Source organism: Bradyrhizobium sp. Kon69, from assembly GCF_055807515.1.
This window is the reverse complement of record NZ_JBVVOS010000024.1, coordinates 45,248-63,490: the sequence shown is the minus strand read 5'-3', so window position 1 is coordinate 63,490 and position 18,243 is coordinate 45,248. Positions and strand designations below refer to the sequence as shown.

Genomic DNA, 18,243 nt, shown 5'->3' with positions numbered 1-18,243 from the left:
CGCGCACAGGAGTATGATCGTGCAGATATCCTTCACACTCAACGGACGGCCAACCACTGTCGATGTCGAGCCGGCGACGCTCGTCGCCGAGCTGCTGCGCGAGCGGCTCAACCTCACCGGCACCCATATCGGCTGCGACACCAGCCAATGCGGCGCCTGCGTGGTGCATCTCGACGGCCTGCCGGTGAAGAGCTGCACGCTGCTGGCGCCTGCGCTCGACGGTGCGACGCTGCTCACCATCGAGGGCCTGCAAGGTGCGCCGGGTTCGAACCGGCTGCATCCGATGCAGGAGGCGTTTCGCGAGCATCACGGTCTGCAATGCGGCTTTTGCACGCCCGGCATGCTGATGACGGCGGTGGCGCTCGCGACCGAGAAGCCGGAGCTCACGGAAGCCGACGTCCGCCACGGCCTTGAAGGCAACATCTGCCGCTGCACAGGCTATCAGAACATCGTCGTCTCGGTGATGGCAGGCGCTGCCGCCATGAACGCCGCCAGGGGAGAGTGACCATGGGCAATGTGATCGGGATCGGCGCTTCACCTAAACGGAAAGAGGACCAGCGCTTCCTCACCGGCCGCGGCAATTACGTCTCCGATATCAAGCGTCCCGGCATGACGGCCGGTGTGTTCGTGCGCTCGCCGCACGGACACGCGATCCTGCGCGGCATCGACAAGAGTGCGGCGCTCGCATCGCCCGGCGTCATCGCGGTCCTGACCGGCGAAGATGCCACCGCGGACAAGCTGGGCTCGCTACCCTGCGGCTGGGGTATCACGGATGCCAAGGGCGTGCCGATGAAGGAGCCGCCGTTTCCGATGCTGGCACAGGGCAAGGTGCGCTTCGTCGGCGACATGGTGGCCTTCGTCGTCGCGGAGACGCCGGCACAGGCCAGCGCGGCAGCCGAGCTGCTGACGGTCGAGTACGAGGTGCTGCCCTCGGTGGTCGGCGTGCTCGAAGCCGTGCGGCCCGGCGCGCCACAACTGTTCGAGGACGTGCCGAACAACATCTGTTGCGACTGGGAGCTCGGCGACAAGGCGGCGGTCGAGACCGCGTTCCGGAAAGCGGCGCATGTCGCAAAGCTCAGCCTCGTCAACAACAGGCTGATCGGCAACCCGATGGAGCCGCGCGCGGCGATCGCGGAATATGAGCCCGGCACGGATCGCTTCACGCTGTGGACCACCAGCCAGTTCCCGCATGTCGTGCGCTTCCTGATGGGCGCGCTGGTGCTGAACATCCCGCAGCACAAGCTGCGCGTGGTCGCGCCCGATGTCGGCGGCGGCTTCGGCGTCAAGCAGTTCCACTACGGCGAGGAGGCCGTGATCACCTGGGCCGCCAAGCGCGTGATGCGGCCGATCAAATGGGTTGCGAGCCGGTCGGAGGGTTATGTCTCCGATCGGCACGGCCGCGATCACGTCACAGAGGCCGAGCTCGCACTGGACGAGACCGGAAAGTTTCTGGCCTTCCGCGTCAATACGCTCGCCAATATGGGCGGCTATCTCTCGACCTTCGGACCGAACATCCCGACCAATCTCTACGGACCGCTGCTCGGCGGCGTCTACACCACGCCGGCAATCTACTGTAACGTGAAGGTGGTGTTCACTAACACCGTTCCGGTCGACGCCTATCGCGGTGCGGGGCGACCCGAGGCGACCTTCGTGCTGGAGCGCATCGTCGATGTCGCAGCCAGCGAGATGGGCATCGACCGCGTCGAGATACGCCGACGCAACATGATCCCGAAGGAGGCCTATCCGTATCAGACGCCGGTGCTGGTGCAGTATGATTCCGGCGATCCGATGGGGTGTCTCGACGGCGCTCTTGTCGCGGCCGACGTCAAGAACTTCGGTATCCGCAAGGCGGAGTCGGCGCGCAGGGGCAAATTCCGCGGGCTCGGCTACTCGACCTATGTCGAGGCCTGCGGCCTCGCGCCGTCGCGTTTTGCGGGACGATTGGGCGCGCGCGGCGGGCTCTATGAAAGCGCCACGGTGCGGGTGCATCCGACCGGCCAGGTCACGGTCATGATCGGCACCCACAATCATGGCCAGGGCCATGAGACGACGTTCGCGCAGATCGTCTCGGAAAAGCTCGGCGTCGCGTTTGATAATGTCGACATCGTGTTCGGCGATACCGACCGCGTGCAGTTTGGGATGGGCACCTATGGCTCGCGTTCGCTGGTGGTCGGCGGCGCGGCGCTGTCGAAGGCGACGGACAAGGTGGTCGCGAAAGGCAAGAAGATCGCGGCGCATCTGCTTGAGGCGGCCGAAGTGGATATCCAGTTCGAGGCCGGAAAATTCTCGGTCGCAGGCACCGACCGCATGAAGACGTTCGAGGAGATCGCGGGCGCCGCCTACGTGCCGCACGACTATCCGCTCGAAGTGCTGGAGCCGGGGCTCGAGGAGCAGGCTTATTATGATCCCGTCAACTTCACCTATCCCGGCGGCTGCCACATTGCCGAGGTCGAGATCGACCCGGAAACCGGCACAGTGACGCTGGTCAATTACACTGCGGTGGACGACGTCGGCACGGTCATCAACCCGATGATCGTCGAGGGCCAGTTGCATGGCGGCATCGTGCAGGGCGTCGGCCAGGCGCTGTACGAGAACGCGGTCTATGACGAGGGCTCGGGCCAGCTGCTGTCGGGCTCGCTGATGGACTACTGCATGCCGCGCGCCGACCACATGCCGATGATGAACATTGCGACCCATTCGACGCTGTGTACGCATACGCCGATGGGCGTGAAGGGCTGCGGCGAGGTCGGCACCATCGGTTCGCCGGCCGCGGTCATCAACGCGGTAGTCGATGCGCTGTCGCATCTCGGCGTCACCCATGTCGACATGCCGGCGACGCCGAACCGGATCTGGCGCCTGCTGCAAAATGCATCGCTGCCGGTCGCTGCGGAATAGGGAGGATGACAATGAAGCCGTTTGCCTATCACCAACCGGACCGGATTCCTGACGCTGCCAAACTGCTGACCTCGATCGAGGACAGCAAGCTCGTCGCCGGCGGCATGACGCTGATCCCGACGCTGAAGCAGCGGCTCGCCAGTCCGCCTGCCCTGGTCGACCTGTCGAAGCTCGGACATCTGAAGGGCATCAGCGACGACGGCTCCACCATCACCATCGGTGCGATGACGCCACACGCGGTGGTGGCCGCCTCGAAGCTGGTGCAGGCGAAGATCCCCGGTCTCGCCGCGCTGGCCTCGATGATCGGCGATCCAGCCGTCCGCATCCGCGGCACCATCGGTGGCTCCGTCGCGAACAACGATCCGGCGGCCGATTATCCGGCAGGTGTGCTCGGATTGGGCGCGACCGTCGTCACCAGCACGCGCGAGATCGCGGCCGACGGGTTCTTCCGCGGCCTGTTCGAGACCGCGCTCGAACCTGGCGAGATCATCACGGCGATCCGCTTTCCGGTGCCGCCTAGGGCGGGCTACGCCAAGTTCAAGGCGCCGGCGTCGCGCTATGCGCTGGTCGGCGTGTTCGTCGCGAAATTCGCTGATGGCGTTCGCGTGGCCGTGACGGGAGCAGGCTCCGGCGTATTCCGCGTTCCCCCGATGGAAGAAGCACTGTCGCGAAATTTCGATCCGTCCGCGATCGCGGCAATCAGGATCGACACCGACGGTCTCACTTCCGACATCCATGCCGAAGCCGATTACCGTGCGCATCTCGTCACGGTCATGGCCAAGCGCGCCGTCGACGCGGCGCTCAGCTAGCACTTTAGGGTTGATGATGACTGATGGTTCCGGCCGAACGGCCTTCCCGCCGGCGCCGACTGGCCTTGGCTCGCTTTCCGCAACCGAGATCCTGGCCGGCTACCGGCGCAAGGCGTTCACTCCGCGCGATGTCGTCGACGACACCATTGCCGCGCTGGAGACGACGAACGAGGCCTGTAACGCAGTGGTGACGCCGATGTACGAGCAGGCGAGGGCGGAGGCCGATCGTCTCACCAGGGAGATACGCGCCGGCGAGGCCAAGGGAGCGCTCGCCGGTGTCCCCGTCACGATCAAGGACCTGGTCTTTGTCGCAGGCGTGCCGGCCTATGGCGGTTCGCCGATGAACAAGGCATTCGTGCCCGATTTCGACGCGGCGGTTGTCTCGGCGCTGAAGGAGGCGGGTGCAATCGTCACCTGCAAGACCACGACCTGCGAGTCCGGTTACAAGTTGACGGCGGACAGCCCGGTCACCGGCACCACGCGCAATCCCTGGAATCCCGGTCGCACCAGTGGCGGATCGAGCGGCGGCGCGGCGGCGGGCGTTGCCGCCGGCTGCGGTCCGATCGCGATCGGAACCGATGGCGTCGGCTCGATCCGCGTGCCCTCGTCTTTTTGCGGGGTGTTCGGCCTGAAGCCGACCTTTGGCCTGGTGCCGCGTTCGCCCGGCTTCTCGCCACCGTCCTGGGGCTCGCTCGCGCATACCGGGCCGATCACGCGCACGGTCGCGGATGCCGCGTTGACGCTGGAGATCATCGCCGGCTACGATCTGCGCGATCCCGCGAGCCTGCCGGTGCCGGCGCGGCGGTTCGATGCGAAGGTCGCGCCGTTGAGCGGTATTCGTATCGGCGCCAGCGTCGATCTCGGCTACGCCGCCGTCAGCGCTGATGTGCGCGCGGCGTTCGGCAAGGCGTTGGCCATTCTCGATGCCTGCGGCGCGCAGGTCACCATGGATGGTCCGGGTCTCGATCCCGGCATCCTCGAGCATACGCTGAAGCCGATTGCCTTTACCGAACAGGCGGCCGCTGTCGCGAGCAGGACGACGGCCGATCTCGCCAGCTCCGAAGCAGATTATCTTGACGTCATCAGTGCCGGTCGGCGCTACAGTGGCACGGACTATATCGAAGCTGGGTATCGCCGCGGCCAGGCTCGCAGCGGCTTCCTGAAGCTTTTCGAGCGCGTCGATGCGCTGGTGACGCCGACCGTCGCGGTGACCGCGTTCGAGGCCGGCCGCATCGGCGTCGACACGATCGACGGCGGCAAGGTCGATCCGCATCTCGGCTGGTCGCCCTTCACCTGGCCGATCAACCTCGCCGGCCTTCCGGCGGCGACGCTGCCCTGCGGCTTCGATCGCGATGGAATGCCGATCGGCTTGCAGATCGTCGCTCCCTGGCTCGACGAGCCCACGATCTTCCGCATCGCCGCCGCGTTCGAGGCGGCGCAGCCCTGGGCAAACTTCTGGCCGTCACTGGCGCTCCGCGAAAGTCCCGCGCGCGCGAAAGCGGCGCCTTAACCTCGCCCCGCTTGCGGGGAGAGGTCGGATTCCATCGGAGATGCAATCCGGGTGAGGGGGAGTTTCCGCGAGGGCAGCTCTCACCGAATGTGCGGAAGCAGCCCCTCACCCCAACCCTCTCCCCGTAAGAACGGGGTGAGGGAGCGCACCATCGCAGCGGGAACAGGCCCCAGCTAAGACAGCTCGATCGGGTCGCCGCGGCCGCTGAGCTCTTCATCGAGGCGCAGATAGTGCGCGAGATAGTCGTGCAAGGCGGTCGCCGCCTTCGAGGTCGCGCCGCTCGACTTGTAGAGCAGCAGCTCGATCTTCGGCAGCGGCGGCAGGCCCTCGTTCGGGCCGATCTCGCGCATCGCCGGCACCAAGGCGCTGCGGCCGAGTACGGTCACGGCCATGCCGGCGAAGGCCGCTGCCTGGAGGCCGCCGACGCTTTCGCTGACGCAAGCGATACGCCAGCGCAAATTCGCGCGTTCCAGCGTGTCGATCGCGTAGTCGCGATAGATGTTGCCGGGCGGCAGCAGCGCCAGCGGAATGGGTCGTTCCTGGTGCGCGGCGGACTGCTCGCCGGTCATCCAGACCAGCTGCTCGCGCCGTACCACCTGGCCGCCCGTAAAATCGTTCATGCGGGTGACGAGCGCGATATCGACATCGCCGCGCTTGACGAGGCCCACCAGCGGCGTCGAGAGCGCGCAATTGAGCTCGACCTGGACGCGGGGGAAGGATTTTCGGAACACGCTGAGGATCTGCGGCAGCATGAAGGCCGCATAGAGATCGGGCGTGCCGAGCACGACCTGACCCTCGATCTCCTGTGACGCCAGTTGCGAAATCAATTCGTCATGCAACCGCAGGATGGATTTGGCGTAGGTGAGAACCGTGGTGCCGTCCTCGCTCAGCGTCAGCCGGCGCCCGACATGCTCGAACAATTGCTTGCCGGTCAGCTCCTCCAGCCGCTGCAATTGCAGGGTGATCGCCGGCTGGGTGCGGCCTAGCCGCCGCGCGGTCTCGGTGATGCTGCCGGTCTCGACCACGGAGATCAGCGACCGGAGCATGCGGATATCGAGGCTGATGAGGTTCATGCGGCGTCCATGTCGCCCAGAATTTATGCAAGTTCCATGCTAGGGCTAAAGGGAGCCGGTTTGGAAGGCGCGGCTGCGGGCGGCCTGTTCTCGTCGATCGGAGGACGTGCCGGTCCAGCATTGCTGGCATACTGAATATTGATTATCAGGCGGCTCGGCGCGCATGATGCGCCCAACGAACATAAAAAGGGAGCACAAAACATGAAAGAGACATCCGCAACGCGACGAGAGCTGCTCGCAATTGCCGCGGCCGCAAGTGCTGCCTCAATCGCGGAAGTTGCGCCGGCTGCGGCGCAGCCCGCGCCGAAGCCGATCTTTCCGGTGCCGATGGTCACCATCCCGATCGTCGGAGAAATCCAGGTGTTCCAGGTCCGCCGCATCTACTGCATCGGACGCAATTATGCGGCGCATGCGATCGAGCGCGGATCGGACCCGAACCGCGAGCCGCCGTTCTTCTTCCAGAAGCCGACCGACGCAATCCAGAACGTCGCTGTGGGCGAGGTCGCCGACCATCCCTATCCGTCGCTGACCAAGAACTATCACCACGAGGTCGAGCTGGTCGCCGCGTTGAAATCCGGCGGCAGCAACATCCCGGCAGAGAAGGCGCTCGACCACGTCTATGGTTACGCCCTTGGCCTCGACATGACCCGGCGCGATCTCCAGAACGGGATGGCCGCGGAGAAGAAGCCGTGGGAGATCGGCAAGAGCTTTGACCACGCCGCGGTGATCGGCCCGATCCACCCGGCCAGCAAGACCGGCCATTTCGACAAAGGCGCCATCTCGCTGGCGATCAACGGGACGGTGAAGCAGAGCTCGGATCTCAGCAAGATGATCTGGAGCGTGGCCGAGCAGATCGCAAAACTGTCGGAAGCGTTCGAGCTGAAGGCCGGTGACATCATCTATTCCGGCACGCCCGAGAATGTCGGCCCGGTCGTGAAGGGCGACGTGCTCTTGTGCAAGCTCGACGGCTTGCCGGACATGTCGATCAAGATCGTCTGATCTTCGCCTCTCCCCGCGTGCGGGGAGAGGCCGGAATTTGCGCGAGCAAATTCCGGGTGAGGGGGACTCTCCGCGAGTTCAACTGCTACCGTGATCGTGGAGGCAGCCCCTCACCCCAACCCTCTCCCCGTAAGAACGGGGCGAGGGAGCGCACTGCCGGTAGGGCTATAGCTCGGGCGCAGTCGTCTTGGAGCTTTGCGGGGAGCACTCCATGATCTCCAGAACATTGACGGCTTGGCGCACAATCATGGTGAGGCTTGCGTCCTGATCTAGCTCTGGCCGAGGATCTTCTTCGCGGCGCGAAGATGCGGCTTGTCGATCATCTGGCCGTCGAGGCGCAGCGTGCCGGAGTTCGGATTGCTCGCGAACGCCGCGATCACCTTCTCCGCCCAATTGCGCTCGGCCTCGGTCGGCTCGAACGCCGCGTTGACCACGTCGACGTGCTTGGGATGGATCAGCGCTTTCGCCGAAAAACCGTCGCGCCGCGCCGCGCGCGTTTCCTGTTCGAGCCCCGCCAGATTGTCGATGTCGGTATAGACGGTGTCGATCGGCGCGACCTCGGCCGCGGCGGCGGCCATCAGGCAGAGATCGCGCGCCAGCCGATAAGGGCTGTGGAACACGCCGCCTGACGCCTTTTCGGTCGCGCCGAGCGAGGCCGAGAGATCCTCCGCGCCCCACATCAGGCCCGCGAGGCGAGGGGAGCAGCCCTTGTAGCTGCCGAGCCCGAAGATCGATGCTGCGGTTTCGGTCGCGACGCAGACGATGCGCGTTGCGCCGATCGCGATGCCAGCCGCAGCCTCCAAAGCTTCCAGCCAGGTCGCGACCTGTCGCACGTCGTCGCCACCCTGCGATTTCGGCAGCACGATGCCGTCGGGCTTGCCTGGAATCACCGCGGCAAGGTCGGCGAGCGTCATGCCGGTGTCGAGCGCGTTGACGCGGACATAGAGCTGATGGGGTTTGTTGCGGCCCTTGAGCATCGCCAACGTCAACCCGCGCGCCTCCGGCTTCTTGTCGGTGACGACGGAATCTTCGAGATCGATGATCAGCGCGTCGGCCTTGCCTTCGCTGGCCTTCTCGAATTTGCGCGGGGAGTCGCCCGGCACGAATAGCATCGAACGCATCAGACCGGCCTCTTGTGCATCATCGCCATGCGGCGGCATTTTCCGACGATCTCGTCGTTCTGGTTGAGAGCGTGGTGCTCAAACTCGACGATGCCCGCCTTGGGGCGCGATTTGGATTCCCGCAACGAAAGCACCTTGGTCGTCGCCCGCAGCGTGTCGCCATGGAAGACCGGTTTCGGAAAAGTGACGTCGGTCATGCCGAGATTGGCAACGGTGGTGCCCATGGTCGTATCATAGACCGTCATGCCGATCATGATGCCGAGGGTGTAAAGGCTGTTGAAAATGCGCTGGCCGAACTCGGTCTGGGCCGCAAAATGCGCGTCGATGTGCAGCGGCTGCGGATTGAGCGTCAGCAGGCTGAACATGGTGTTGTCCATCTCCGTGACGGTCCGCGTCAGGGGATGCCTGAACTCCTGGCCCACGGAAAAGTCTTCGAAATAAAGTCCGGCCATCGCGGTTTCCTCCTGCGAAATAACGGCGCGCCCGCATCCTCGCGCCGCATGACCCTATGCATGCTACACACAGTTGATAGGGAAATTCACGTATCTGTACCCTGTTTTTCAAGTTAAAGAACGCAAGCAAAGGCACGTTCGGGCGCAACAATCCGCCACGGCCTTCGCGTGGGGAACGCGACGAGGGGAGATTGCGCGGTCGCTTCTCCCAAGAAGGAGATCAGGAACATGGATTTCGCGCTCACCGCTCAGCAGGAAGCCATTCGCGACGCCGTCGCAAAGGTTTGCGAAGACTTTCCCGACGCTTATTGGCTGAAGAAGGATCACGACGGCGGCTTCCCGCACGACTTTCACAAGGCCATGGCGGACGCCGGCTGGCTCGGCATCTGCGTGCCGGAGGAATATGGCGGCTCCGGCCTCGGCATCACCGAGGCCGCGATCATGATGCGCGCCATCGCGGAATCCGGCGCCGGCATGTCCGGCGCATCCGCGGTGCACATCAACGTGTTCGGCCTCAATCCCGTGGTCGTGTTCGGCACCGAGGAACAGCGCAAGCGCATGCTGCCACCGATGGTCGAGGGCCGCGAGAAGGCGTGCTTTGCCGTCACCGAGCCCAACACGGGCCTCAACACCACCCAGCTCAAGACCCGCGCGGTGGCCAAGAACGACCGCTACATCGTCAACGGCCAGAAGGTGTGGATCTCGACCGCGCAGGTCGCGCACAAGATCCTGCTGCTGGCGCGCACCACGCCGCTGGAGGACGTGCGCTCGCCGACGCATGGGCTGAGCCTGTTCTATACGGACTTCGATCGCAACAGAATCAAGGTCCACGAGATCGAGAAGATGGGCCGCAAGGTCGTCGATTCCAACGAGCTGTTCTTCGAGGACTTTGAAATCCCGATGGAGGATCGCATCGGCGAAGAAGGCAAAGGCTTCCAGTACATTCTCGAAGGCATGAACCCGGAGCGCATCCTGATCGCAGCGGAAGCCGTCGGCCTCGGCAAGCTCGCGTTGTCGCGCGCGACCGAATACGCCAAGACCCGCGTGGTGTTCAACCGGCCGATCGGCAAGAACCAGGGCATTCAGCATCCGCTGGCCGTCAACTGGGTCGAGCTCGAGGCGGCCTGGTTGATGGTGATGTCGGCGGCCTGGCAATACGACAAGGGCATGCCTTGCGGCGGCGCCGCCAATGCCGCGAAATACATCGCGGGTGAGGCCGGATATCATGCCTGCGAGCAGGCGGTGATGACCCATGGCGGCTTCGGCTATGCCAAGGAGTTCCACGTCGAGCGTTACTTGCGCGAAGTTCTGATCCCGCGCATCGCGCCGGTCAGCCCGCAGCTTGCGCTCAGCTTCATTGCGGAAAAGGTGCTTGGGCTGGCCAAGTCATACTAGGTAATGCGCGACCTTTTGGCCGGGACGAGTTCGCGCGCTATCCCAGTGGCCGTGCTTATTCCGCGGCGATCCGCTCCATCGCCATGGCCCGAAGTCGGGCGCGCTGGATCTTGACGCCGTTGGCGCTGTCGGTGACGGGGAAGGCCTCCACGACATAGATCCGCGCCGGGACCTTGTAGCCGGCGAGCCGCTCGCGCAGGCGCGCGGTCAACGCATCCTGCCGCGGCGGCTCGTGATGGGGGTCCTGGGTGGCAATCACGAAGGCAACGCAGCGTGCGTTTCCCTTCAGATCGACCGCGACGACCTGGGCGTCGGCCACGCCAGCGCACGATTTGAGCTCGTCCTCGATCTCGCCGGGCGCGACAAGGAAGCCGCCGAGCCGCATGGCGTCGCCCGCGCGGGTTTCGTAGACGAAGGAGCCGTCGCCGCGCAGCCGGCCGATATCGCCGGTGCGGAAGAAGCCGTCCGCGGTGATCGCGTCGCGCGTCGCATCGGGATTGTTGTAGTAGCCGAGGAAGCGTGACGGCGCATGGATCTCGATCTCGCCGGAGACGCCGCGAGCCGCGAGTTCGCCGGTCTCGGTGTCGCGCACGCGGACCTTGGCCTCTGGCGACATCGGCCAGCCGCCGCCGTCGATGCGATCGGTGAAGGCGTCACTCGAGCGTGCGATCGAGAACAGCGCCTGCACCTCGCTCGAACCATAGAGGCCGTGCAACCGCATGCCGCGCGCCTCGGCCTCCGCGGCAAGCTCGCGCCAGCCGGGCTGGAACGCGGCAAAGCCGCAGACTTCGAGACGCGGAAACGGACGCGGCGCGTCGGTGAGGCCAAGGATGCGGCGGAACATCTCGTCCGAGCCAAAGGCATGCGTGATCCCGCACTCGCGGAGAAGCTTCAGCGCCGGCGCCGCCTCGAAGGCGTCGAGCACATGGACGGTCGCGCCCGCTGCGATGAAGCCGAGCAGGCTCGTCATGCCGAAGGTGCCGCAGAACGGCAGCATGGCCAGCAGCGCATGGCGTTGCGGCGAGAGTTTTAGAGCCTCGGCGACGGAGGCAGCGTGCGTGGCCAGCGTCCGCTGCGAATGCGCGACAAGCTTCGGTCCTTTGGTCGTGCCTGACGTCGTGTAGAGCAGAACCGGCAGATCGAAATCATCCTGAGCCGGCGGGGCAGGCGGATAGCGCTTGTCGAAGGCGTCGAAGCGCACGCATGGCCATTGGGCGGGAATCTCATCCGCGCCGACCACCGCAATCTCTCGCAGCGCAGGCACCTCGTCCTTGGCGACGTCGGCGAGAATAGCGGCAAAGTCGATCGAGCGAAACGCGGCTTCGATCACCATCAGACGGGCGCCGGACAGCTTCAGGAGATGCGCGACCTCCGCGCTGCGGTAGCGCGTATTGACGGCGGCGACGATTGCCCCGAGCCGCCCGGCGGCGAACAGCAGCGTGATCCATTCGATCCGGTTGACCAGCCAGACCGCGACGACGTCGCCCTTGCCGACACCGTGCGCGGCAAGCCAGGCGGCGGTCTGTTCGACCTTTTCCGAGAATTCAGCGCGCGAGACCGGCGTGCCATCGAACACGAAGGCGGGATCGGCGGCGGCTTCGGTCCGGATCAGTGATTGCAGCGAAAATTCGTTGGCGCTCATGGCAACCGGACTAACCCGACCGCGCGAACCTGTCTACTTGGTGCCGAACATCCGGTCGCCGGCGTCGCCCAGCCCCGGCACGATATAGCCGTGGTCGTTGAGCCGCTCGTCGATCGCGGCGGTCCAGACCGGCACGTCGGGATGCTCGCTCTGGAACTGCGCGATGCCTTCAGGTGCCGCCAGAAGGCAGACGAAGCGGATGTCGCGGGCGCCGCGCGCCTTCAGCAGCGAGGCGCCGGCGCAGGCCGAGTTGCCGGTCGCCAGCATAGGGTCCATCAGGATCACGGTGCGGTCCGACAGGTCCTGCGGCGCCTTGAAGTAATACTCCACCGCCTGCAACGTATCAGGATCGCGGTAGAGCCCGATATGGGCGATGCGCGCCGACGGCATCAGCGCCAGCATGCCATCGAGGAAGCCGACGCCGGCGCGCAGGATCGGCGCCAGCGTGAGCTTCTTGCCGGCGATCTTGGGCGCCCGCATTGGCGAAATCGGCGTCTCGATATCGACCAGCTCCAGCGGCAGGTCGCGCGTCACCTCGTAGCCGAGCAGCATCCCGATCTCGTTCAGGATCTCGCGAAAGCTCTTGGTCGAGCGGTCCTTCTCCCGCATCAGGGAGAGCTTGTGCTGAACCAGGGGATGGGCGACCACGTTGACGTTGCTAATGCTCATGAAACCGATCTACACGGTTCCGTGAAATTGCGCCAGATCGGCCGGGTATTTTCCGCGGGATACGTGGCCTCAGGCGGGTATCGCGACCGCGCTGTGCGCCCGGCTGCTTGCCTCGTAGGCAGCCATGGTCAATTGGCGGTCGATCGCCGCGCGGAAATCCTAGACCCCGAGCCCGCGCGCGACGAGCGTGATCACGATCGTTAGGATCGCGCCCCAGACCAGACTCAGCGTCATGGTCAGGATCGTCGTGGTGACCGCGTGCTCGAGATTTCCCTTGAGGAGCTGCACGTTACCTGTCCGGGGCAGGCGCAGCGCCGATGCGCGTGCCGAGCAGCAACGCACCCAGCAATGCGACCAGGATGGCGATCTTGAGCTCGATCACGGCCACAGCCTTGCCGCCACGCGCGCAAGAATCTGCCTGGCTCGCTGCGCCAGCACGATCAGGAAATTGCCGCGGTTCTCGACGTCGAGTTCGAAGGTGTCGGTGGGGAACACCAGGGCGCAGTGCGCCGGTGCGCTCTGACGGTTGGCAAAATCCACCGCCGAGCTCTTGAACAGGAACAGACCGCCGACACGTTCATTCGCTTCGCGCGCGACCCAGAGGCCGGCGCTGTTGCGCCCAATGAAGAAGGCGGGAATGGCGGTGCTGACGACATCCGGATCGAGCGGCCTGAGCGTTGCCGCCTGTTTGATGTGAGCTCCGCGACGGGAAGTCTGAAGGCTAATTGCGGCCATGGCGGCCTCTTCACACATCTGCAAGGTCATGATGGTCTCCATGCCGGTCAGACGTGCATGTGCCAGACATAGATTGCGGTCCTCAGTGCGATCAGCGCAGTGAGTACGCTACCCATCGAGAGCAGCGTGAGCGCGCCGAGGACGAGGCGCTTGAGCTGGGCTTTGCGCGCGGTCGAGATCCCCGACGGGCGATCGGCCTCACCGAAGGGCCGGTCAAGGCTATGTGTCAGCATCGACATCTTGAAAGTCCTTGTCAGTGGAGCGGCGAGACGGCCGCTCCAATCTGCCTCTCATGATGACCACCGCAGCGTAAGATTGCGAGATGACTGCCGGGGCCGCCGCATAGGAATGTCATAAAGACGCCGGCGGTCGCACCTTGGCTGCATGCGATATCCGCAACGCTACGCGAGGCGTCAGGCCCCCGACGCTGTCGGTCAGCTCCTCGTCGGCGAGCGCCGCGAAGGCGCGTACCACCTCCCGCTGCGCGGCCGCGTCCAGCGGCACGATCGGCAGCCTTGTGGCCGGCGACATCAGACCCAGCACGCTCAGTGCGCTCTTGAGCGCCGCCGGGCTGTCCTTGGCGAGGCAGGCGATGAGCGGGATCAGGCGCTTGTGCAGGTAGCGGGCGGATTGCAGGCGGCCTTGCCTGACCTGGGAAAAGATCGTTCGGCACAGACCCGGCGCGATGTTGGCGACCTCCGAGATCGCGCCGTCGCCGCCGCTTGCGATATAGCCTAAGGCGGTGACGTCGTCGCCGGAGAGCAGGCGAAAGCCTGATGGCAGCAGCCGGGCGAGGCGCATCGGGCGGGTGATGTCACCGCTTGCGTCGCGCAGGCCCACGAACTGACGGGATTCGACGAGGCGCAGAAGCGTCTCGTCGGCGAGTGGGCGCAGCGTACGGGAGGGAATGTCGTGCAGGATCAAGGACAAACCGGTCGCACCGGCAATGGCGCGGAAGTGCGCGAGCATCCCGTCCTGCATCGGCTTGTTGTAGGCCGGCACCACAGCCATCATGGCATCGGCGCCGGCGGCCTCGGCGCGGCGGGCAAGTTCGATGGCATGGCCGGTCGAATTCGACAGCGCGCCGGCGATGATCCGCACGCGGCCGCGAGCGACATCGACCGCGGTGCGAATCACGAGCTCCTGCTCGGCCGGCGAGAGCGTTGGTGCCTCGCCGGCGGTCTCGCAGACCACGATGGCGGGGACGCCCGCCGCGACTTGGCGCTCGCAGAGCGCTGCGAACGCCTTGAGATCGATGGCGTCAGCCGCGTCGAACGGCGTCGGCAGATCCGGAATGAAGCCGGTGAACCAGGCAGAGGGAGGAATGAACATGGCTTCCCGCGGAAAAGCGCCGGCTCAGGCGGCGCCCTGCGAGACGATGGTGTTAGGGTTCTTGCCCATGTCGAGCTCGATCTCGCGCGGCAGCTCGACGACGGTTTCCGGATGCTGTCCGTTCTCGAACAGCGCATATTTGACGGCCTGGGCGCGGCTGACGAACAGGCCGCCGTAGAGGCCATCCTGCTCCTGCGCGATCCACTGGCCGCGACTGTTCCTGCCAATGAAGACGATGGTGGAAGGCGCGCTGCACGAGGGAGGTTCGACGAGTTTCACGGATGTATTCCTTCTGAACAACGCCGGCGCGGGAGGCATGTCCCTGCCTGCGCGCTCAATATCCTGTCTTGCGAATATGATTTCGAGGGCGCCTGCGCGGCGATCTCATAGGAAGGTCATAAAGGCGGTCGCTCAGGCCACATCATTGGCGATGTGGACCAGCGCGAACAATGCGCCGAAGGCGACAGCTTCGTCCCAATGATTGAGGGCAGGGCTGAACAGCGGTTCGCGCCTGACGAGGCCGGCGAGCGCGCATAGGATGATCGACATCCAGAGCAGGACGGCGAGGCTTCGGCCAAAACCGACGCTGCCGAATGCGGCAAAGACAACGAGCAGCACAACGCGAACGGCGAAGCGTGCGATCACGCGCGCCGGGCTCAGCGTGTGCGACATGTCGGGGGCTTGCGACACGGCGTGAATCCGTCAGGCCGCTAGCCGAAATTGTCGCAGGCGAGCGGTTCGTAAAGCGGATCCAGTGCATGACGAACGGAGGGAACGCTCGGCCGCGACGCTTCCGCGGCGAGTGCCTGGACCTCGACGAACGCCGACAGCAGGGCGACCGCGAGGTCGCTATGGCATCCTTCGATCGCGGCGTCCAGCCAGTCCGGTAATTCGCGCTCCCGCGAGAGCGCGCAGTGCCATTCGCCCTCGTCATAGGCGAGGCGGCGGACCTGCCACATCGGCAGCTCGAGCTCGATCAATGCCAGCGCCGCATCGGCCCAGGCCTCGGCATCGATCAGGCGCATGACACGTGCCGTGCGCTCGCTTCGGCCGAGTGAAGGGAAGCGCCGGCAGGCCTTGTCGATGATCTCGAGCATCAACGGTTGCGTCATCACCTGCGCATTGCGCAAGCGGTCGCCAAGTGACGGGGGATCGTAATGTCGGAGAGCGGCGGTGGTCATGTCAGGCCTCCTGGAGGTGGCGTCGGTCAGTCGGCCGGCGTCTCCAAGATGGCCAAAGCGGCATTTGAAAACGAGATGGGGAAGGGGCGGCAGATATAGGGATTTCATAAGTGTGGGATGGGGCGGTGGCACGCCATTCTCCGCCGTCGTCCCGGCCCCGTGCGCAATTGCGCACTAGGCCGGGACGACGATGTGATGTGCCTCGCGAGCGTTGTCCGACCACGCCGTCAGCCCCGGCCTTTTATGAGATTCCTATAACTTCACCATGGCCCTCGTCTCGAAAACCTATGCCCGTGGTGGCACTTCAGCACGGTCAAAAGTCCTGGTTGGCGTTGTGGAAATGGACTGCGCTTCCTCCCACTCACTCACCAGGTCTCCCGAGAAATGTTGCACCGAAGCCAAGGGCGCAACGAGGAGTATCTCCATGATGGACATTCTGATGCTGGCGCTGGGCTTCGGCTTCTTCGCCCTTGCGATCGGCTACACCTACGCCTGCGAACGGCTCTGAGGGAGCGGACCATGATCTTCGATTATTCGCTCGCCGGCGTCGTCTCGCTCGGCCTCCTGTTCTACCTCACTTACGCGCTGCTGCGGCCCGAGCGATTCTGACCGTGCTCCTGCTTCTCAAACTGCTGCTGGCGGACGCCGCGCTCGTCGCCTGCCTGCTTGCACTGCTCCTGCCGCTCCTGCGCAGGGCACAAGTCCTAAAGGGTTAAATCCATGACCGTGATCGGTTGGCTCCAGATCATCCTATACTGCGTCATCATCGTCGCGCTGGCGAAGCCGCTCGGCTGGTACATGACGCGCGTCTTCAACGGCGAACGCACCTTCCTGTCGCCGGTGCTGCGTCCCATCGAGGCCGGCATCTATTGGTTCTCCGGCGTCGACGAGAAGCGCGAGCAGCATTGGCTGACCTATACGGTCGCCATGCTGCTGTTCCATGTCGGCGGCTTCCTCATCATCTACGGCGTGATGCGGCTGCAGGATGTACTGCCGTTCAATCCGGCCGGGCAGTCGGCGGTCGCCGCGGATCTCTCCTTCAACACAGCGATCTCCTTCATCACCAACACCAACTGGCAGAACTACGGCGGCGAGAGCACGATATCCTATCTCGTGCAGATGCTCGGCCTGACACACCAGAACTTCCTGTCGGCGGCAACCGGCATTGCGCTCGCAGTGGCGCTGATCCGCGGCTTCTCGCGCGCGTCGGCGCGCACCGTCGGAAATTTCTGGGTCGACGTCACCCGCTGCACGCTCTATGTGCTGTTGCCGATCTGCATCGTCTACACGCTGTTCCTGGTCTCGCAGGGCATGCCGCAGACGCTCGGTGACTATGTCGATGCCACCACGCTCGAAGGCGCCAAGCAGACCATTGCGGTCGGGCCGGTCGCGTCGCAGGTCGCGATCAAGATGCTCGGCACCAACGGCGGCGGCTTCTTCAACGCCAACGCGGCGCATCCGTTCGAAAATCCGACCGCGCTGTCCAACTTCATTCAGATGCTGTCGATCTTCGTGCTGGGTGCGGCGCTGACCAATTTGTTCGGCCGCATGGTGGGCAACCAGCGCCAGGGCTGGGCGATCCTGTCCGTGATGGGCGTGCTGTTCGTCGCCGGTGTCGCCATCACCTATTGGGCGGAGGCCAACGGTACTTCGACCCTGCACGCGCTCGGCCTGACCGGCGGCAACATGGAAGGCAAGGAGGTTCGCTTCGGCATCGTCGCGTCCTCCCTGTTCGCCGTGATTACGACGGCCGCCTCCTGCGGCGCCGTCAACGCCATGCATGACAGCTTCACCGCGCTCGGCGGCATGATTCCGCTGATCAACATCGAGCTCGGCGAAATCATCGTCGGCGGCGTCGGCGCCGGCATGTACGGCATGCTGCTGTTCGTCATCCTCGCGATCTTCGTGGCGGGCCTGATGGTCGGTCGCACGCCGGAATATGTCGGCAAGAAGATCGAAGCGCGCGAGGTCAAGATGGCAATGCTGGCCATCCTGGTGCTGCCGCTGATGATCCTCGGCTGGACGGCCGTCGGCGTGGTCTATCCGGCGGCGGTCGCCTCGATGGCGAATGCCGGGCCACATGGCTTCACCGAGGTGCTCTACGCCTTCACCTCGGCGACCGGCAACAACGGCTCGGCCTTCGCAGGCCTCACCGGCAACACCTTCTTCTACAATCTCACGCTTGCAAGCGCGATGTTCGTCGGCCGCTTCTTCATGATCATCCCGGCGATGGCGATTGCGGGGTCGCTCGCCGCCAAGAAATCGATCCCGCCGTCCGCGGGCACCCTCCCGACCACGGGCGGACTGTTCGTCGGCCTGGTCGTCGGCGTGATCCTGATCATCGGCGGCCTCACCTTCTTCCCGGCGCTCGCCCTCGGCCCGATCGTCGAGCATCTCGCGATGAACGCCGGCCAAATCTTCTGACCAGCA

21 protein-coding genes are annotated in these 18,243 nt (G+C 64.9%); 9 read left to right on the top strand and 12 right to left on the bottom strand.

Annotated features, from left to right (window positions below; translation table 11 throughout):
- Window positions 1-16 precede the first annotated feature (16 nt).
- The 4 genes from AC0L3U_RS28355 to AC0L3U_RS28340 are packed head-to-tail and all read left to right on the top strand — an operon-like array spanning window position 17 to window position 5,214.
- Window positions 17-505 (top strand): (2Fe-2S)-binding protein, encoded by a 489-nt coding sequence (locus AC0L3U_RS28355; RefSeq protein ID WP_473364081.1) that lies wholly within the window; start codon window positions 17-19, stop codon window positions 503-505.
- 2 nt (window positions 506-507) lie between these two features.
- The gene (locus tag AC0L3U_RS28350) at window positions 508-2,895 is read left to right on the top strand and encodes a xanthine dehydrogenase family protein molybdopterin-binding subunit (RefSeq protein ID WP_473364032.1); all 2,388 of its coding nucleotides are present in this window, start codon (window positions 508-510) and stop codon (window positions 2,893-2,895) included.
- Between the two features lie 11 nt (window positions 2,896-2,906).
- Entirely contained in the window at window positions 2,907-3,704 is a 798-nt protein-coding gene (locus AC0L3U_RS28345; protein WP_473364031.1) for an FAD binding domain-containing protein, read from the top strand.
- 16 nt (window positions 3,705-3,720) lie between these two features.
- Window positions 3,721-5,214, top strand: a complete 1,494-nt coding sequence (locus tag AC0L3U_RS28340) for an amidase (protein WP_473364030.1) — start codon at window positions 3,721-3,723, stop codon at window positions 5,212-5,214.
- A 173-nt stretch (window positions 5,215-5,387) separates the two neighbouring features.
- On the opposite strand, the gene AC0L3U_RS28335 is transcribed toward AC0L3U_RS28340, so the two are convergent.
- Window positions 5,388-6,287 carry a LysR substrate-binding domain-containing protein gene (locus AC0L3U_RS28335; RefSeq protein WP_473364029.1) on the bottom strand — a complete coding sequence of 300 codons (900 nt, stop codon included), beginning with the start codon at window positions 6,285-6,287 and terminating at the stop codon, window positions 5,388-5,390.
- Window positions 6,288-6,488: 201 nt separating this feature from the next.
- Here AC0L3U_RS28335 and AC0L3U_RS28330 point away from each other — a divergent pair, with 201 nt between their 5' ends.
- Window positions 6,489-7,286: a fumarylacetoacetate hydrolase family protein gene (locus AC0L3U_RS28330; protein WP_473364028.1), complete on the top strand. Its 798-nt coding sequence runs from the start codon at window positions 6,489-6,491 to the stop codon at window positions 7,284-7,286.
- Between the two features lie 269 nt (window positions 7,287-7,555).
- Here AC0L3U_RS28330 and AC0L3U_RS28325 read toward each other — a convergent pair whose 3' ends face one another.
- Together AC0L3U_RS28325 and AC0L3U_RS28320 are read right to left on the bottom strand one after the other, a co-directional pair.
- Window positions 7,556-8,407, bottom strand: a complete 852-nt coding sequence (locus AC0L3U_RS28325) for an HpcH/HpaI aldolase/citrate lyase family protein (RefSeq protein ID WP_473364027.1) — start codon at window positions 8,405-8,407, stop codon at window positions 7,556-7,558.
- Window positions 8,407-8,859: a MaoC family dehydratase gene (locus tag AC0L3U_RS28320; protein WP_007613845.1), complete on the bottom strand. Its 453-nt coding sequence runs from the start codon at window positions 8,857-8,859 to the stop codon at window positions 8,407-8,409. The genes AC0L3U_RS28325 and AC0L3U_RS28320 overlap by 1 nt, the downstream gene beginning before the upstream one ends.
- A 228-nt stretch (window positions 8,860-9,087) precedes the next feature.
- On the opposite strand from AC0L3U_RS28320, the gene AC0L3U_RS28315 reads away from it, so the two are divergent.
- Window positions 9,088-10,254 (top strand): acyl-CoA dehydrogenase family protein, encoded by a 1,167-nt coding sequence (locus tag AC0L3U_RS28315; RefSeq protein ID WP_007613843.1) that lies wholly within the window; start codon window positions 9,088-9,090, stop codon window positions 10,252-10,254.
- A 55-nt stretch (window positions 10,255-10,309) separates the two neighbouring features.
- Here AC0L3U_RS28315 and AC0L3U_RS28310 read toward each other — a convergent pair whose 3' ends face one another.
- The 9 genes from AC0L3U_RS28310 to AC0L3U_RS28270 form a co-directional block, all read right to left on the bottom strand.
- Window positions 10,310-11,896 (bottom strand): AMP-binding protein, encoded by a 1,587-nt coding sequence (locus tag AC0L3U_RS28310; RefSeq protein ID WP_473364026.1) that lies wholly within the window; start codon window positions 11,894-11,896, stop codon window positions 10,310-10,312.
- A gap of 33 nt (window positions 11,897-11,929) precedes the next feature.
- Complete coding sequence (gene upp / locus AC0L3U_RS28305) at window positions 11,930-12,565, bottom strand: uracil phosphoribosyltransferase (RefSeq protein WP_473364025.1); 636 nt, start codon at window positions 12,563-12,565, stop codon at window positions 11,930-11,932.
- Between the two features lie 159 nt (window positions 12,566-12,724).
- On the bottom strand, window positions 12,725-12,853 hold the full coding sequence (locus AC0L3U_RS28300) for a hypothetical protein (RefSeq protein ID WP_256374891.1): 129 nt from the start codon (window positions 12,851-12,853) through the stop codon (window positions 12,725-12,727).
- A 90-nt stretch (window positions 12,854-12,943) separates the two neighbouring features.
- On the bottom strand, window positions 12,944-13,330 hold the full coding sequence (locus AC0L3U_RS28295; protein WP_473294068.1) for a hypothetical protein: 387 nt from the start codon (window positions 13,328-13,330) through the stop codon (window positions 12,944-12,946).
- A gap of 17 nt (window positions 13,331-13,347) precedes the next feature.
- On the bottom strand, window positions 13,348-13,539 hold the full coding sequence (locus AC0L3U_RS28290) for a hypothetical protein (RefSeq protein WP_473263599.1): 192 nt from the start codon (window positions 13,537-13,539) through the stop codon (window positions 13,348-13,350).
- Between the two features lie 112 nt (window positions 13,540-13,651).
- Complete coding sequence (dapA, locus tag AC0L3U_RS28285; protein ID WP_473364024.1) at window positions 13,652-14,632, bottom strand: 4-hydroxy-tetrahydrodipicolinate synthase; 981 nt, start codon at window positions 14,630-14,632, stop codon at window positions 13,652-13,654.
- Window positions 14,633-14,656: 24 nt separating this feature from the next.
- Window positions 14,657-14,911 (bottom strand): hypothetical protein, encoded by a 255-nt coding sequence (locus AC0L3U_RS28280; RefSeq protein ID WP_473364023.1) that lies wholly within the window; start codon window positions 14,909-14,911, stop codon window positions 14,657-14,659.
- Between the two features lie 132 nt (window positions 14,912-15,043).
- Window positions 15,044-15,304, bottom strand: coding sequence for a hypothetical protein (locus tag AC0L3U_RS28275; protein ID WP_473364080.1), 261 nt, complete (start codon window positions 15,302-15,304; stop codon window positions 15,044-15,046).
- 38 nt (window positions 15,305-15,342) lie between these two features.
- Window positions 15,343-15,813, bottom strand: coding sequence for a hypothetical protein (locus AC0L3U_RS28270; protein ID WP_473364022.1), 471 nt, complete (start codon window positions 15,811-15,813; stop codon window positions 15,343-15,345).
- Window positions 15,814-16,153: 340 nt separating this feature from the next.
- Between AC0L3U_RS28270 and AC0L3U_RS28265 the strand changes: the two genes are divergently transcribed.
- From AC0L3U_RS28265 to kdpA, 3 genes are all read left to right on the top strand, one after another.
- Window positions 16,154-16,321, top strand: coding sequence for a hypothetical protein (locus AC0L3U_RS28265; RefSeq protein ID WP_473294052.1), 168 nt, complete (start codon window positions 16,154-16,156; stop codon window positions 16,319-16,321).
- 11 nt (window positions 16,322-16,332) lie between these two features.
- Entirely contained in the window at window positions 16,333-16,422 is a 90-nt protein-coding gene (locus tag AC0L3U_RS28260; RefSeq protein ID WP_007595755.1) for a K(+)-transporting ATPase subunit F, read from the top strand.
- Between the two features lie 111 nt (window positions 16,423-16,533).
- Window positions 16,534-18,237: a potassium-transporting ATPase subunit KdpA gene (kdpA, locus tag AC0L3U_RS28255; RefSeq protein ID WP_473364021.1), complete on the top strand. Its 1,704-nt coding sequence runs from the start codon at window positions 16,534-16,536 to the stop codon at window positions 18,235-18,237.
- Window positions 18,238-18,243: the final 6 nt, after the last annotated feature.

Excerpts from the sequence above, each read along its gene's own strand:
- AC0L3U_RS28260 (WP_007595755.1), top strand. The coding sequence starts at position 16,333 with ATGATCTTCGATTATTCGCTCGCCGGCGTCGTCTCGCTCGGCCTCCTG.
- AC0L3U_RS28345 (WP_473364031.1), top strand. The coding sequence starts at position 2,907 with ATGAAGCCGTTTGCCTATCACCAACCGGACCGGATTCCTGACGCTGCC.
- AC0L3U_RS28290 (WP_473263599.1), bottom strand. The coding sequence starts at position 13,539 with ATGTCGATGCTGACACATAGCCTTGACCGGCCCTTCGGTGAGGCCGAT.
- dapA (WP_473364024.1), bottom strand. The coding sequence starts at position 14,632 with ATGTTCATTCCTCCCTCTGCCTGGTTCACCGGCTTCATTCCGGATCTG.
- AC0L3U_RS28310 (WP_473364026.1), bottom strand. The coding sequence starts at position 11,896 with ATGAGCGCCAACGAATTTTCGCTGCAATCACTGATCCGGACCGAAGCC.
- AC0L3U_RS28340 (WP_473364030.1), top strand. The coding sequence starts at position 3,721 with ATGACTGATGGTTCCGGCCGAACGGCCTTCCCGCCGGCGCCGACTGGC.
- AC0L3U_RS28265 (WP_473294052.1), top strand. The coding sequence starts at position 16,154 with ATGGACTGCGCTTCCTCCCACTCACTCACCAGGTCTCCCGAGAAATGT.
- AC0L3U_RS28270 (WP_473364022.1), bottom strand. The coding sequence starts at position 15,813 with ATGACCACCGCCGCTCTCCGACATTACGATCCCCCGTCACTTGGCGAC.
- AC0L3U_RS28320 (WP_007613845.1), bottom strand. The coding sequence starts at position 8,859 with ATGGCCGGACTTTATTTCGAAGACTTTTCCGTGGGCCAGGAGTTCAGG.
- AC0L3U_RS28295 (WP_473294068.1), bottom strand. The coding sequence starts at position 13,330 with ATGACCTTGCAGATGTGTGAAGAGGCCGCCATGGCCGCAATTAGCCTT.
- upp (WP_473364025.1), bottom strand. The coding sequence starts at position 12,565 with ATGAGCATTAGCAACGTCAACGTGGTCGCCCATCCCCTGGTTCAGCAC.
- kdpA (WP_473364021.1), top strand. The coding sequence starts at position 16,534 with ATGACCGTGATCGGTTGGCTCCAGATCATCCTATACTGCGTCATCATC.
- AC0L3U_RS28325 (WP_473364027.1), bottom strand. The coding sequence starts at position 8,407 with ATGCGTTCGATGCTATTCGTGCCGGGCGACTCCCCGCGCAAATTCGAG.
- AC0L3U_RS28335 (WP_473364029.1), bottom strand. The coding sequence starts at position 6,287 with ATGAACCTCATCAGCCTCGATATCCGCATGCTCCGGTCGCTGATCTCC.
- AC0L3U_RS28330 (WP_473364028.1), top strand. The coding sequence starts at position 6,489 with ATGAAAGAGACATCCGCAACGCGACGAGAGCTGCTCGCAATTGCCGCG.
- AC0L3U_RS28275 (WP_473364080.1), bottom strand. The coding sequence starts at position 15,304 with ATGTCGCACACGCTGAGCCCGGCGCGCGTGATCGCACGCTTCGCCGTT.
- AC0L3U_RS28350 (WP_473364032.1), top strand. The coding sequence starts at position 508 with ATGGGCAATGTGATCGGGATCGGCGCTTCACCTAAACGGAAAGAGGAC.
- AC0L3U_RS28315 (WP_007613843.1), top strand. The coding sequence starts at position 9,088 with ATGGATTTCGCGCTCACCGCTCAGCAGGAAGCCATTCGCGACGCCGTC.